Origin of the sequence: Collinsella sp. TF09-1AT (genome assembly GCF_003436895.1) — a bacterium.
GTDB lineage: Bacteria > Actinomycetota > Coriobacteriia > Coriobacteriales > Coriobacteriaceae > Collinsella.
In genome coordinates, this window is record NZ_QSRC01000002.1 from 98,305 (window position 1) to 112,767 (window position 14,463).

A 14,463-nucleotide genomic window follows, 5' to 3' on the forward strand; every position below is an offset into this window, starting at 1 on the left:
GATGTGACAAAGGGACTGTCCCTTTGTCACATGTAGCCGAAAAATTCCGCGTCGGCGGGGCGATAGGGGCGGAAGATGGCGGGATCGATCTTTACGTGTGCCGCGGCGGGCACGTCGTACCATTTGACCGTATAGCCGGCGCCGTGGGCGCAAAAGACCGAATCGGGCGTGTTGGGCAGATCGGCCTCGGGCTCGTAGGCGGCCGTCTCGATGACGCGCTCGGCATCATGGCATGCCGCATAACCGGCGAACTCCAGGTACAGATGTCCGCGGCCGCTCGTGTAGGCAGCCACCTCCAGCGCATAATCCTGTACCTCGGATGCTGGCACGCGACCCACAAGCTTCGCCCGGTCGCCCGCCATCGCCGGCGGCTCGTACTCGGCGCCCATGCGCGTGACATCCGAAAGCGCCCTGCCCACGCAATCTCCCGGCACCTCGAGCTCAAAGTGGTACCACGGCTCCAACAGCACCGCCGCACCCGCCTCGCGTGCCCGCATCAAACCCTGACGAATCGCACGGTACGTGGCCTGGCGAAAATCACCGCCTTCGGTGTGTTTGGCATGTGCACGGCCACCCGTAAGCGTAATGCGCACATCGGTGATGGGCGAGCCGGTCAACACGCCCAGGTGATCGCGCTCCATGGCGTTGGTGAGTGCCAAACGCTGCCAGTTCAGATCGAGCTCGTCGGTCGAGGTCACGGTGCCAAACTGCACGCCCGAACCCGCTGGCAGCGGCTCCAGGCGCAGGTGCACCTCGGCGTAATGGCGCAGCGGCTCAAAGTGGCCCACGCCCTCGACCGGCTGCGAGATAGTCTCCTTATAGAGAATGCCGCCAGGCTCAAACTCGACCGCAAGGCCAAAGCGATCGGCCAACACCCGCTGCACGACCTCTAGCTGCACGGCGCCCATCAACTGCAAGTGAATCTGCTCAAGATGCGTATTCCAGCTTACGCCGAGCATGGGGTCTTCGTCCGCCAACTCGGTCAGCGCTTTAAACACCGCATGGACATCATGTTCGCCCGGGAGCACCGTATAGGTAAGGACCGGCGCAATGACGGGCGCATCGCACCCGGGCTCCGCACCCAAGGCGTCCCCCGGGAGAACGTGCGCAAGACCCGTCACGGCACAGATACCGCCAGCAGCAACTTCCTGGGCAAGCTCGTACTTCTCGCCGTTATAGATGCGCACCTGATCGACCTTCTGCTCCCATACCTCGGCACCGGAGCGTCCGTCAATCATCTGTTTTGCACGCAGCGTGCCGCCGGTCACTTTTATCCAAGCCAAGCGCTCGCCACGAACGCCTCGGCTGACACGATAGACACGCGCGGCGAACTCCGGGGCCCACGCCTGTTCACGCATCAGTGTACACATGCCATCCAGCAGCTCGCCCACGCCTTGGTCCTTGAGCGCCGAGCCGGCAAAGCAGGGAAAGAGCCTGCGCTCGGCAACCATGCGCGACAGCGTTGCAACGGAAAGCTCACCCGTCTCAAGAAACTCCTCGAGCGCCGCCTCGTCCAACGCGGCAGCGTCCTCCCAAGCGGCACCGCCCGCCAACAGTTCGCTGGCATCCAGGCAGCCCTCGGAAAGACGCTGCCCAAGTTGCGCCAGCAAAACATCGCGGCCGGGATTCTCCAAATCAATTTTGTTGATAAAGACGAACGTCGGGATGTCATAGCGCGCAAGCAGGCGCCACAGGGTTTCGGTGTGTCCCTGCACGCCGTCGTTGGCGCCCACAACCAAAATCGCGTAGTCGAGCGCGCGCAATGTGCGCTCTGCCTCGGCAGAAAAATCGACATGCCCCGGTGCATCCACGAGCATGACGTGGGCATCTCCGTGGTCGAGCACGGCCTGCGACGAGAAAATCGTGATGCCGCGCTCGCGTTCGATAGCGTTGGTATCCAGGTGCGAGTCGCCGTCGTCCACACGGCCGCGCTTGCGAATGCGACCTGCGTTGAACAGCATGGCCTCGGCCAGCGTAGTCTTGCCGGCATCGACATGCGCCAAGATTCCAACGACCGCTTGCTTCGACATGGCTCTCCTCTTATTGCAAGCCCATCGCACGTGGCAACGGGCACCCTCGTTCCACACTGGATGATACAATTTACGGGCCGGCGGGCGAAGCGGGCCCTATCCCCCGACCGAGCTCATCGCCCCGCGTTGCCGCGCGGCGATTTTCGCAGGTTCGCGCCTTGCGAAAGCCGGCTTGCAAAACAGCGCATCGAATCAGAACCACCCTTAAAAAGGGTGGTTTGCTCTTAGGGTATAACCCACGGGCCCCGGGCTCGCGTCTAAAGGCGCGGGCCCGGACTTCGTCCAGGCCTAGTGCATCTTGACCCGTGGCGCGCCGGTCGAACCGGCAGCATCACCCCCTCTTGAAGGGGTCCTCGTACTCCTTCACGCTCAGCTTGTCCAGCGCGATGTCGTGGGACTCCTGCTCCCTGATGTACTTGGCGATCGTCGCCTCGTTCAGGCCGACGGTGGACACGTAGTAGCCCTCCGCCCAGAACTTCCTGTTGCCGAACTTGTACTTGAGGTTGGCGTGCCTGTCGAATATCATCAGCGAGCTCTTCCCCTTCAGGTAGCCCATGACGCTCGCGACGCTGTACTTCGGCGGGATCGCCAGCAGCACGTGCACGTGGTCGGGCATCAGGTGCCCCTCGATTATCTCGATCCCCTTGTACTCGCACAGCTTCCTGAGGATCTCCCCTATGTCGCTCCTGATTTGGCTGTAGATCACTTTGCGCCTATACTTCGGCGTGAACACGACGTGGTACTTGCACATCCACTTCGTGTGGGAAAGGCTGTAGGCCTTCTGGGCCATGGCGACCACCCCTTCGACTCGAATTCTTGACGGCCTGAACAATCGTCAATATCGGTCGGAGGGGTGGCTTTGTAAAGCCGTTTGTCTCCACCCGCGTAGCGGGTGGTTTAAAGCTGGCCGCTGCGCGGCCAGCAGACTAAAGTCTTGAACGAAAATGGCCCCGCCCGGGGCCATTTTCATGTACATGGATTGTTGATACGCGTCCTCGCTCTTATGCCTCGCGCAGCCAGTCGAACGCAACACGCGGCGTGCCGTCCGACACATACACGACTCCGGCGCGCTCGAACCCCGCCTTCATGCTCGCACCCTGCATGGGCAGGTTGTCCGCGTGCGTATCGATGCGCAGATGGTCGGCACGCTCCTTGGCAAAGGCAAACATCGCGGCCGCGATACCGTGCACGGTGCCGTCGGACGCCACGCGGTGCAGCACGGCGTACGGAGTGTCGCTACGCCACTGACCGTCCTCGATGACGTCATAGCACTCGTCCGGGCCCGGCAAAAAGGCAAACGTCGCCACCACGCGACCGTCGACTTCGCACACATAGCTGCCGCCGGCGGCGATATCGGCAGTCAGCTGCTCGGCCGAAGGCGTGCCCTCGGGCCACTGCGTGGCGTTGCCATGCGCGCGCATAAAGGCGCGGGCGACGTCATAGATGGCCATGACGGCAGGAATGTCGGTATCGAGGGTTTTTCTGATCATCACGCGGCGACCTCACGTTTATTGGTATCACTTTGATTGAGCAATGATACCAGCGTTTGGAAAGGACACGAAGCAGATGGGGAGCAAAAAGCGAGCCGCCTGGTCAAAGGCCAAAAGCGAGTTTTTGGGCGCTGCTACGGGCGGCGATATGAGCGACCTGTTTGCGCGCGAGGATGAGCGCCGCGACGCCCTGGACGCCGAGCGAGATGAGGCCTGGCGCTACAAGTCGTGCGAGCGAAAAAACCGTTACGACACGCGCGCCGAGGCCGAGGCAGTTATGGCTGACTGCGAAAACCGCGGACGCCGCGGGCTGGCCTGCTACAAATGCGAGTACTGCGGCGGCTGGCATCTGACGTCGCATCCATGGAAATAGACGCCGCATCGGCACGGCACTGACGGAGCGCCAACCATCGCACGCAAGCTACGGGCGCGGCGGCACCAAAACATCGTAGCGAACGGCCTTGCCCGCAAGCTGATAGCTCGGCTTAACGCCGGCAAGCAGCGGCCCCTTCACTGGCCGCTTGATAACAACCTTGCGCGGGCACGACGCAAGAGCAGCCTCGACCAGCGTCTCCTCATCGGCACACGGCTGCTCCAAATGGTGCAAGAGCTGGAACTTCTTTTTAACCGCCGCGCTCTTGGTGCGCTCGGGAAACATGGGGTCCAAATACACCACATCGGGAGCCGCGAGCTCACCGCGCTCGACCAGCTCAGCCGTATGGCGAAGGCCGGCAATGCTGTCCTCGCCCGCATGCAAGCGCATGCGTGCCACGGCAGCCGCAAGCGCCGGATCATCCGCCGCGCGGTCCAAGGCATCCTTGAGCAATGCCGCAATCACGCAATCCTGTTCATACAGATCGACGGTAAAGCCCGTGGCGGCCAGCAGCAGCGAATCCTCGCCAAAGCCTGCCGTGGCGTCAATCGCCCATGGCTGCTCGATGCCTTTTGTGCGCGCAGCCTTCACCAGCAGCTCTTGCTGCAGACGGCCCTGCTTGAGCCGTGGAAGCATGCGGGCAAAATCGGCACGCAGCTCCATCGCGCCGTCGGTGAGCGTGAGGCCCTCGGGCTTCCCGGTCAGCTCAAGCCCCGCGGCCCGAGCAACAGAAAAGGGATCGACGACGCCCATGGGCACTCCTTTACAAGCAAAATGAATACGTGAGCGCCGCCCCTGTCGGCACTCAACCGTCCGCTATTGTCCCACATGCGACATGGCCCACAGCATCCCAATGCAAAGCACCGCCATCAATCCCGTGCATACGGCAGCGATCACAGAATCACTCATGCGCCTTCCCAACGACCGCGGCTCGCGCACTTGCCCTGTTCCGTACATCATGGCTCCTCCTTAGACCAACTCCTTGTCACGACCTCATCATCGCAGCGCCGCACATGTGCTGCCATCGATTTGGCTTACGTCCAGCTTTCCTTTTTGAAAGATTGCTCTGCACAGGCGAGAAGCGCTTTCTAGCACACACGCCGTCACGTTGAACTACAATGTGCTTCACGATATGTGCAGCTTATGGGACGCGCCAGACTGGCAGCGCCCGAATCGAAAGGACTACCTATGAGCGCCGCGCGCAAGACACTCAAAATCCTTGCCCTCATCTATTTTGTTTTGGGCATCGCCAGCCTCGTCATCGGAATCGCCGGCATCGCGACCGGCAAATTTGAATCCATCTACGGATCGAACGCCATACTCGCTGCTGTCGTTGTGATTATCAAGGGCGTTGTCGATCTTGCCGCAGGTGTTGCGGGCATCAAGGGTGCCAACAAGCCTTCGCAGGTGGATGGCGCGTTTAAGCTCGGTATCGTTGCCGCGGTCGCTACGCTCGTCCAGGCTGTGCTTACCCTTCCCGCGCTCGGCGGCAGCGCCGTCAATATCGGCGCCTTTGTCATCGTGGTCTACGACCTGTTCTTTATTCAGCAGGCGCACGCCGTGAAGGCCGAAAACAAGGACCGTCTGTAAGCGCTCGCTTCTCATAACCTCTGCAGCCAAGCAACTAAAAAGGGCCGATCGCGCAGCAACGCGGTCGGCCCTTTACGTTAGCCCAGATAAAACCCGCCAAAATAAACCTGTCCCTTTTTTGTAGGTTAGCTGTGGCGGTACTCGGCGATGATGAAGTCGATGTCGGTCTGAAGGGTATCGAGGTTTGCCAGGCGTGCTTTGTCGGCGGGGCGCGTGCGGTAGTAGTACGGCGTCATCTGGAACACCGCCTCGATGTCGGCCTGGGTCTGAAGGGTGATAGAAGCTGTCACGCGCCGCGTTCCGACCAACTCGAGCTCGGTAGTCTTCGGCAGCTTCTCGTCATTGAGGTATGGCCTGTCGTAGAGCACCTCCTTGAGCCCAAACAGGTGATGGGCACCCGGCACCACGGTGTAGAGCGAGCCCTCGGGCACCAGCACGCGAGCAAACTCGCGCTCGTTAAAGGGAGCAAAGAGCTCGGTCACCATATCGAAGGCGCCATCTGCCACGGGGATATCCTTCATGTTGGCCACAAAATAGGTCGCATCGCCGCGCTTGGCGGCCAGGCGCACCATCTCTTTGCCCAGGTCGAAACCGTAAGCATCCACGCCCGGCACCGCACCCATGGCACTGGTGTAGTAGCCCTCGCCGCAGCAAATATCGAGCAGCGTCATGGGGCCATTCGCAGACGTTGCACGTCCAGACACCTGCTTGCGCACCAGCTCGACCATCGCATCGCGCAACGGCGCGTAGTAACCGCGGTTAAGAAAGTCGCGACGACTGCGCGCCTGCGACTTGGGATCGCCCATGGAGTCGCCGCTCTTGGACGAGCGCAGCAGATAGAGATAGCCCTCGCGCGCACGGTCAAACCGGTGTCCGCCCGCGCATGTAGCACCGCGCTCGTCGTCCACCAACGGCTCATGGCAAACGGGACACAACAACATGGCAACTCCTTAGCGCGAACAACACAACGCCCACCATTGTCGCACGCCTTCCCCACCTAGTCATCGGGGACGTTATTGAATGACCAGTCGTTTAAGAACGTCCCAACGACTATCTAAGTACCGACTGGTTGCATTAGGAGTATCATCGTCTGCGCAAATAAGCACGAAATAGCATATTAGAGATTGAGAGTGTATGGCCGATACCGCATCTAAGCACATTGACATGACCACCGGCTCGCTGTGGCGCAATATTCCCCTGTTCGCCTTCCCCGTGGCCGCCACGAGCATCTTGGAACAGCTATCGAACCTCATCGCCACGGTCATCATCGGCAACTTCTCGGGCGACCAGGGAACCCTTGCCATGGCAGCGGTCGGCTCCAATGTTCCGATTACCAGTCTTATGCTCAACCTGTTTATCGGCATGTCGCTTGGCTCAAATGTGGTCATCGCCAACGCTATCGGCCGCAACGATCAGAACATGGTCAAACGTGCCGTCCATACCTCGGTTTTAATGGCGCTCGTGGGCTTTGTCGTCATCGCGCTGGGCGAGATCTTTGCCGAGCCCATGCTCGCCGCGCTCAACGTTCCTGCCGAAACCATGCCGCTCGCTTCGCTCTACCTGCGCGTCTTTTTGCTCAGCATGCCCTCGATCTTGCTCTACAACTTTGAGGCCGCGATCTTCCGCTCCGTCGGCATCACCCGCATGCCGCTGCAGGCGCTTGCCGTGTCCACCGTCCTCAACATTGGCCTGGACCTCATCTTTGTCCCCGTACTTCACTGGGGCGTCGCGGGCGTCGCCATCGCCACCGCCATCGCCTACACCGTCAGCGCCGCTACGCTCTTTATCCGCCTGCTCAAGACCGACTCTGTCGTCCGCGTCACCCCGCGCGACTTAGGCTTAGACCCCGTTTCCCTCAAGCGCATCGTCAAGATCGGCCTGCCCGCCGGCATCCAAAGCGCCGTCTTTGCCGTCGCCAACATCATCATCCAGTCCGCCATCAACAGCCTGGGCACCGAGGTCATGGCGGCATCGAGCGCCGCCATGAGCTTGGAGTACGTATGCTACAACCTGCTCAACAGCTTTAGCCAGGCTTGCACCACCTTTGTGGGACAAAACCACGGTGCCCGCCAGATCGACCGCTGCACCAAAACGCTCAAGGTCTGCCTGGTCGAAGGCGGTATCGTCGCGCTCACCACAATTATCGTTATTGTCGGCCTGGGGCGCGAGATCTTGTCGCTGTTCAACAGCGATCCCAACATCGTCTCGATCGGCTATATCCGCGTGTGTTCGATCTTCCCGGCGTACGCCTTTAGCATGTTCTACGAAAACATGTCCGGCTACCTGCGCGGCTTTGGTATCTCGCTCACGCCCGCCCTCATCACCATGATCTGCGTCTGCGGCATCCGCTTCTATTGGGTGTTCTGCGTGTTCCCGCACTTCCGCACCTTTGCGAACATCATGATGGTCTACCCCATCAGCCTGGGCACCACGGCGTTCTTTATGGTCGTGGCGGTGCTACTCTGCCACCCGGCACGCACCTATCGTGTCACCCAAGCCAAAGCGACAGCCCGCTAAACACCGCACTCAACGCCGCGCCAGTCATTAATTGACAATATGCGAGCTCATATAGTCGATAAAGCGCCTCGTGGCGATGGGCATGGTGTCCCAGCTGCGCCAGGCCGCCACTACGTCGCGCGAGGGGGCGTGCACGATGGGACGTACGCGAATATCGGCACGCATGCCCTCCACAGTACGACGGTAGAGCATGCTCACGCCTAGGCCCTCCTCCACCATCGCCATGATGGTGTAGTCGTCGGTGACCTCGCTCGTCACGTGCGGCGACAGGCCATGCGCCGCGAATGCATCGAGCACCAGGCTCTGTTCGCCCTCATCCAGAAGCACAAACGGCTCGGAAGCCAGGTCGGCGAGTGTCACCTTTTCCTTTGCCGCCAGCGGATGCGCGACAGGCAACAGTGCCACCAACTCGTCGTGATAGACCACGCGCTTCTCGAGGCCAGCGGTAAACCCGCGTGCCGTAAAGCAAAAATCGACCACGCCATCGTGCACCCATTGGGCGTTGCGCGTGTAGTCGCCCTGCTTAAGGGTAAAGCGTACGCCCGGGTGCAGCGCCCCAAAGTCGCGGATCACACGCGGTAACACGGTTCGACTCACGTTGGTAAACGTCGCGATGCGAATATCGGTCGACGAAAGCCCCAGCAACTCCTGGCGCTTGCCCTCGAGCTCAGCCTCGGCAGTCACAATCTGGCGCAGATACGGCAGATATTGTTTACCGTCGCGCGTAAGCGAAACGCCCTGCTTACCGCGCTCGATAAGCGTGGTACCCAGCTCGCGCTCGAGTGCCTTGACGGCCTGGCTCACCGCACTTTGCGTATAGCCCAGCTCGTCCGCCGCGCCCTTAAGACTGCCGCGATCGACCACCATACAAACAATCTGATACCGCGATGCCATCGCACCTCCACATCAATGCAGCCGTAAAACGTTTTGCCAGGGCTTTTTCTGCCAACATTAGTATTTCTTAATCATACTGAAGATACATTCGCTTTACTACATCCATATCTGGGAGCAGAATCCTTTTTGCGAAACCGTTCTGTAACAAAAGGAGTCCCATGGATCGCAAAAAAGCAATCGCGCTCTCATTTTCCGTTCCCGTCGCATGGGGCTTTTCGTATCCCCTCATGAAGATCGGCATGGACAGCATGAACGCCACGAGCATCGTCGCGCTACGCTGCATCATCGCCTTTGTGGTCTGCCTGCTGCTCTTCCACAAGCACGCGTTGCGCATCAACCGCGACCTTATGGTCCGTGCCGCCATCATCGGCGCCATTATGGCAACCGAGCTCACCTGCATGTGCCTGGGCTCCAGCCTCACCTCTGCCTCCACTGCCGGCTTTTTGCAGAGCCTGACGGTCGTAATCGTGCCGTTTGCCAACGCCGCCCTGCTGCGCCGCGCCCCCGAGCGCAAAGTGCTCGTCGGCACCGCCATCGTCACCTGCGGTATGTTGCTGCTCTCGGGCGCCGACTTCACTAGCCTGAACCCGGGCGCGCTCATCATGCTGCTCTCCGCCTTTGTCTACGCCGGACACATCATTGTGGCGAAGCGCTTTGTCGAAGATGTCGACCCGCTGGCTCTGGGCGTTTGGCAGCTGGGCTTTGGCGGCTTGTTCTCGGGCATCGCCGCATTCACCTTTGGCGGCTTCACGCTTCCCAGTACGCCCAGCGAGATCGTGGTCGTCATTGCGCTCGCACTCATCTGCTCTGCTTACGGCTTTATCACCCAAACGCTCGTGCAGCCCCATGTGCCTGCCGAGACCACCGGTTTCGCCTTCTCGCTCGAGCCGGTATGCTCTGCCGTCTTTTCGTTCTTCCTGGTCGGCGAAGTCCTGAGCCCCATCGCCTTCTTTGGTGCCGCCCTCATCCTCACCGGCGTCATGGTGGCAACCGTCGAACTTCCGCGCCTTCGCGCGCATGGACAGGCTCGCATGGCAGGAGCGCCCGAGCACGTCTCGTAGACCCCGCTCTTCATACAGCCGTGGCATAAAGGCAACCGGTGCGCCTTTACAATAGATGCCAACAGAGCATCTGCCATAAAGGAGCCCCATGGACACCGCAACCCGCGACCTCAACATAGCAACTTGGTTGGGCAATGCGCCGCAGCCGGTACGTGACACTACGAATCAGCTGCTCGAGCGTATCGCCCTTTTGCGTGCCGAGCAGACCATCTACCCGGCACAAGACGACATCCTCAATGCCCTCGCCTACACGCCGGCCGACCAGGTCAAGGTTGTCATCTTGGGTCAAGACCCCTATCACGGACCCAACCAGGCCATGGGGCTGTCGTTCTCGGTCCCCGCGACGCAAACCAAGTTGCCGCCGAGCCTGCGCAACATCTACAAGGAACTCAATGCCGATCTGGGTTGTCCCATTCCCTCCACGGGAGACCTAACCCCATGGGCACAGCAGGGCGTCCTGCTCCTCAACACCACGCTCACCGTGCGCGAGCATGCCGCGAACTCGCACGCCAAGCTGGGCTGGAGTACCCTGACCGACTACATTATCGAACGCTGCTACCAGCTGCCCCAGCCGGTAGTCTTTTTGGCATGGGGCCGCTTTGCCCAGCAGATGGTCGAAGGCAAGCTCGCCACGACCGGCGCGGGCAAGGCAACCGACAAGTTCTGCCTGGCCTCTACGCACCCCTCGCCGCTTTCGGCCAACCGTGCCACGGCAGAACTCCCCGCTTTTATGGGGTCGCGTCCCTTCTCCGCTGCCAATCGGTTACTCGAACAGCACGGCTCGACCCCCGTTAACTGGACTTGGCTCGGATAAAAATCGATACATCGAAAACGCGCCCGACAGCTTTCCATCGGGCGCGTTTCCTATTCGGGCCAAATAAATTGCGTGCGGCCGGCCTCGCCGCCATCGATCAGCAGGCTCTGCCCGGTCATAAACCGGTTGGTCACGCCCACAAAGTAGATCCACTCGGAGATCTCTTGGGCGGTGGCCCAGCGCTTAAGCGGCGTGAGTTCCATAATCTGGCTCCACAGGTGTTCGTCTTCCATCACGCAACGGTTGAGCGGCGTGATCACGCCACCCGGGTCCACACTGTTGGCGATGGCCTGCGGCGCCAGGCGGTTTGCAAGGTTCTTGGTGTAGGCGATAACGCCGCCCTTGCTGGCGGCATAGTCGGGAAACTCCGATCCCGTATGCCCGCTCGCCGACCCCACATTGACCACGGATTTGATAGCCGGTGTCGGCTTGGCGGCAAGCCCCTCCCCCACAAAGGCATAGCGCTCGGTCACGTTGATGGTGCCACGCAAGTTGGCGGCAATATCGTCGGCCGAATCCTGCACACCGGCAACGTTCACGATTACCTGTGGCTCAAGGTCGCCTGGAAACGAGTCAGGCTCGCGGACATCAACGATCAGATGGCGGTAGCGCTCGTGTTCGATCGCCGCCGGCAGCAGATCAAAGCCCACGACCTCGTGGCCCTCGTCCAAAAAGCGCTGCACGCACGCGGCTCCGATACCACCCGAAGCACCCGTGATCAAAACCCGCATGCTTGCTCCTTAGGCGGTTGCATGGCGCTTGAGGTACTCGGCGCCCACATTCTCGCGCTCCCAGCTGCGCACGACCTTGTAGCCCACGGGGCTCAGGAAGACCTCGCACAGCAGCTCGGCAACAGCGCCGGTCAGCGAGCACATAAGAACCTGCACCCAGGTCCAACCAAAGAACGTGTGGCTCACCACAATGGCAAAGACTAGGTTGTCGATAAACTGGCCGACACCCGTAGACACATAGGAGCGGAAGGCAAAGCTCGCAAAGTTATTCTTTTTGAGCATGCGGCCGAGCGACTGGTTGAGTGTGGAGTTAACCACGGCAGAGACGAGCATTGCCAGCGAAGAGCCCAGCACCACATACCAGGTGCCACCGATGGTGGCGTTAAGGGCAGTGTTGACCTCGATCATACCCGTGTCGTAGTAGGCGCCCCACATGCCGGGCGTGAGCGAGCATGCCCAAAAGCACAGGCTCACGGCCAGGTTGACCGCCAACGCGAGGATAGAAATTTTGATGGATGCCTTGGCGCCAAAGCGCTTGCAAATCATGTCCTGGCACAAAAACGAAACCCAGCTCACCACAAAGCCGCAATCGAGTGCCAGATACGGCAGGCTGATAAGCTCCTTGTTGGCCAGCAGGTTCATCATGATAACGCTCACGATAAACAGCGAAACCGTTGCCGCGGGAATGCTCCGCAACAGGACCTTGTAGTCCTCCATGACCTTCTTGATCATTATGTACTCCTTTGGTTTTAGGTTTAACGAGCAGGATATCGGACCCGAACTGCTCGGCCGCCACGGTCTTGAGGCGACGGTGGGTATGATAGCCGCTCACACGGCGGCAGGCAAGCAAGCGGCGCGGCAGCCCCACAGGACCACCGCGCCGGCGCACTAAAACGTTACGTTGCCAAACTCCGACAGGACAAGGTCGGGGTTGTGGTCGGTCGCCCAGTCAACATTCCACGGGCTCGTAAACAGCAGCAGTTTGCCGCCGCGCATGTCCTCGACGCGCAAGGTGTCACGCGTGAGCGAAAGGCCCGGGATGTCGATGGTGTCGGGGTCGTTCTGGATCCAGCGGATGTCCGTATAGGGCAGCGGCTGACGACGGACTTCAACACGGTACTCGGCCTTAAGGCGGCGCTCGAGCACCTCAAACTGCAGTACGCCGACCACGCCCACGATGACGCTCTCCATGCCGGCACCCAGCTCGCGGAAGATCTGGATGGCGCCCTCCTGGGCAAGCTCCTCCATGCCCTTCACGAATTGCTTGCGCTTGAGCGTGTCGACCTGCGTGATGCGGGCGAACATCTCGGGGGCAAACGTCGGGATCTGCGGATACTGTACGTGGCGCTTGCCAGAGCACACGGTGTCGCCGATGCTAAAGATACCCGGATCGAACAGGCCTACGATATCGCCCGCGTACGCCTCGTCCACGATGGCGCGGTCATCGGCCATCATCGACGTGCCCGTGGCAAGCTTGAGCTTACGGTTGCCCTGCACGTGGAAGGCATCCATGCCGCGCTCGAACTTGCCCGAGCAAATGCGCACAAAGGCGATACGGTCGCGGTGGTTCTTGTCCATGTTGGCCTGGATCTTAAACACAAAGCCGCTAAAGTCGTCGCGGCACGGATCGACCGGCTCGCTGGTGAGCGTATCGGTATAGGCGCGCGGCGTCGGGGCCAGGCGCAAGAACTCCTTGAGGAAGGGCTCCACGCCAAAGTTGGTGAGCGCCGAGCCAAAGAACGCCGGGCTCAGCTTGCCGCAGGCCACGGCATCCAGGTCGAGCTCGTCGCCGGCGCCATCGAGCAGCTCGATGTCGTCCATCAGGTTCTTGTGGTTCTCCTCGCCAATAAGCTCATCCATGGCGGGGTCGCCCAGCTCGGCCTCGACCTCGGCGACCTTCTTGGTGGCGTTGGCGTGACCGTCGCCCTCAAAGGCGATGACGCGACGGGTCTGACGGTCGAACACGCCGCGGAAGTTACGGCCGCTGCCGATTGGCCAGTTCATGGGGTACGTATTGATGCCCAGGACGTTCTCGATCTCTTCCATGAGCTCAAACGGATCGCGGGCCTCGTGGTCGAGCTTGTTCACAAAGGTAAAGATGGGAATGTGGCGCAGCGTGCAGACCTTAAAGAGCTTTTTGGTCTGGGCCTCGACGCCCTTGGCGCCGTCGATGACCATGACCGCGGCGTCGGCGGCCATAAGGGTACGGTAGGTATCCTCCGAGAAGTCCTGGTGGCCGGGAGTATCGAGGATGTTGACGCAGGCGCCGTTGTAGGTGAACTGCAGTACCGAGGAGGTAACGGAAATACCGCGCTCCTTCTCGATGTCCATCCAGTCCGAGACGGCATGCTTGGCCGAACTCTTGCCCTTGACCGAGCCGGCGGTCTGGATGCTGCCGGTATAGAGCAGCAGCTTCTCGGTAAGCGTGGTCTTACCGGCGTCCGGGTGGCTGATGATCGCGAATGTGCGGCGCGACGAGATTTCATCCGACAGGCTTGCCATGCGGATCCTTTCTTGCATTGAGTGCATTACGTCGTTGAAACCGTACTATTGTAGCCGCGAAATCCCGCCACAGGGCACCTATCAGGACAAATTCATCAGCCAAGCTCGCTGTGCACCGGGCAGCCGCCTCAAGGACTGTCTCGATCTGTAACAGATAGACGGGTTTTAGCGTTCCTGGTGTTACAGATTGAGATAAACGGCTGGGAAGATCGACACCGTCTCAATCTCGTCTCAATCTGTAACAGAAAGACGGGTTTTGAGCCTCCACCTGTTACAGATTGAGATAAACCGGCAGGAAGGCAACCAATGTCTCAATCTGTAACATCTAGCCGCCCAAATCGACTCTTACTGTTACAGATTGAGACAAATAGACAGGCGGGCAAATAACATCTCAATCTGTAACAGCAAGCGACCCAAAACGGACCTAGGTGTTACAGATTGAGATTGTTTTGAAGTAAGCG

General features: G+C 60.2%; 14 protein-coding genes. 5 read left to right on the forward strand and 9 right to left on the reverse strand.

Annotation, left to right across the window (positions count from 1 at the left end):
* Positions 1–26: 26 nt before the first annotated feature.
* From DXC90_RS02120 to DXC90_RS02130, 3 genes are all read right to left on the reverse strand, one after another.
* Positions 27–2,030, reverse strand: a complete 2,004-nt coding sequence (locus DXC90_RS02120; protein ID WP_117734560.1) for a translation factor GTPase family protein — start codon at positions 2,028–2,030, stop codon at positions 27–29.
* Between the two features lie 331 nt (positions 2,031–2,361).
* Positions 2,362–2,820 carry an IS200/IS605 family transposase gene (gene tnpA, locus DXC90_RS02125; protein WP_117734561.1) on the reverse strand — a complete coding sequence of 153 codons (459 nt, stop codon included), beginning with the start codon at positions 2,818–2,820 and terminating at the stop codon, positions 2,362–2,364.
* A 211-nt stretch (positions 2,821–3,031) separates the two neighbouring features.
* Positions 3,032–3,520 carry an N-acetyltransferase gene (locus DXC90_RS02130; protein ID WP_117734562.1) on the reverse strand — a complete coding sequence of 163 codons (489 nt, stop codon included), beginning with the start codon at positions 3,518–3,520 and terminating at the stop codon, positions 3,032–3,034.
* A gap of 76 nt (positions 3,521–3,596) precedes the next feature.
* Here DXC90_RS02130 and DXC90_RS02135 point away from each other — a divergent pair, with 76 nt between their 5' ends.
* Positions 3,597–3,893, forward strand: coding sequence for a hypothetical protein (locus DXC90_RS02135; protein ID WP_055310006.1), 297 nt, complete (start codon positions 3,597–3,599; stop codon positions 3,891–3,893).
* A gap of 48 nt (positions 3,894–3,941) precedes the next feature.
* Here the strand turns inward: DXC90_RS02135 and DXC90_RS02140 are convergent, their stop codons facing one another.
* Positions 3,942–4,646 (reverse strand): class I SAM-dependent methyltransferase, encoded by a 705-nt coding sequence (locus DXC90_RS02140; protein WP_117734563.1) that lies wholly within the window; start codon positions 4,644–4,646, stop codon positions 3,942–3,944.
* A 435-nt stretch (positions 4,647–5,081) separates the two neighbouring features.
* Between DXC90_RS02140 and DXC90_RS02145 the strand changes: the two genes are divergently transcribed.
* Complete coding sequence (locus DXC90_RS02145; protein WP_117734564.1) at positions 5,082–5,483, forward strand: hypothetical protein; 402 nt, start codon at positions 5,082–5,084, stop codon at positions 5,481–5,483.
* Between the two features lie 125 nt (positions 5,484–5,608).
* On the opposite strand, the gene DXC90_RS02150 is transcribed toward DXC90_RS02145, so the two are convergent.
* A complete protein-coding gene (locus DXC90_RS02150) occupies positions 5,609–6,424 on the reverse strand; it encodes a putative RNA methyltransferase (RefSeq protein WP_117734565.1) in 816 nt (271 codons plus the stop codon).
* 193 nt (positions 6,425–6,617) lie between these two features.
* Here DXC90_RS02150 and DXC90_RS02155 point away from each other — a divergent pair, with 193 nt between their 5' ends.
* Complete coding sequence (locus tag DXC90_RS02155; RefSeq protein WP_117734566.1) at positions 6,618–8,000, forward strand: MATE family efflux transporter; 1,383 nt, start codon at positions 6,618–6,620, stop codon at positions 7,998–8,000.
* Positions 8,001–8,027: 27 nt separating this feature from the next.
* Here DXC90_RS02155 and DXC90_RS02160 read toward each other — a convergent pair whose 3' ends face one another.
* Positions 8,028–8,894 carry a LysR family transcriptional regulator gene (locus tag DXC90_RS02160; protein ID WP_117734567.1) on the reverse strand — a complete coding sequence of 289 codons (867 nt, stop codon included), beginning with the start codon at positions 8,892–8,894 and terminating at the stop codon, positions 8,028–8,030.
* 158 nt (positions 8,895–9,052) lie between these two features.
* Here DXC90_RS02160 and DXC90_RS02165 point away from each other — a divergent pair, with 158 nt between their 5' ends.
* Complete coding sequence (locus tag DXC90_RS02165) at positions 9,053–9,955, forward strand: DMT family transporter (RefSeq protein WP_117734568.1); 903 nt, start codon at positions 9,053–9,055, stop codon at positions 9,953–9,955.
* A gap of 88 nt (positions 9,956–10,043) precedes the next feature.
* The gene (locus DXC90_RS02170) at positions 10,044–10,769 is read left to right on the forward strand and encodes a uracil-DNA glycosylase (protein ID WP_117734569.1); all 726 of its coding nucleotides are present in this window, start codon (positions 10,044–10,046) and stop codon (positions 10,767–10,769) included.
* Positions 10,770–10,819: 50 nt separating this feature from the next.
* Here DXC90_RS02170 and DXC90_RS02175 read toward each other — a convergent pair whose 3' ends face one another.
* The 3 genes from DXC90_RS02175 to DXC90_RS02185 form a co-directional block, all read right to left on the reverse strand.
* Positions 10,820–11,500 (reverse strand): SDR family NAD(P)-dependent oxidoreductase, encoded by a 681-nt coding sequence (locus DXC90_RS02175; protein WP_117734570.1) that lies wholly within the window; start codon positions 11,498–11,500, stop codon positions 10,820–10,822.
* Positions 11,501–11,509: 9 nt separating this feature from the next.
* A complete protein-coding gene (locus DXC90_RS02180) occupies positions 11,510–12,232 on the reverse strand; it encodes a VUT family protein (RefSeq protein ID WP_233502109.1) in 723 nt (240 codons plus the stop codon).
* Positions 12,233–12,388: 156 nt separating this feature from the next.
* Positions 12,389–14,002, reverse strand: a complete 1,614-nt coding sequence (locus tag DXC90_RS02185; RefSeq protein ID WP_117734571.1) for a peptide chain release factor 3 — start codon at positions 14,000–14,002, stop codon at positions 12,389–12,391.
* Between the last annotated feature and the right edge of the window lie 461 nt (positions 14,003–14,463).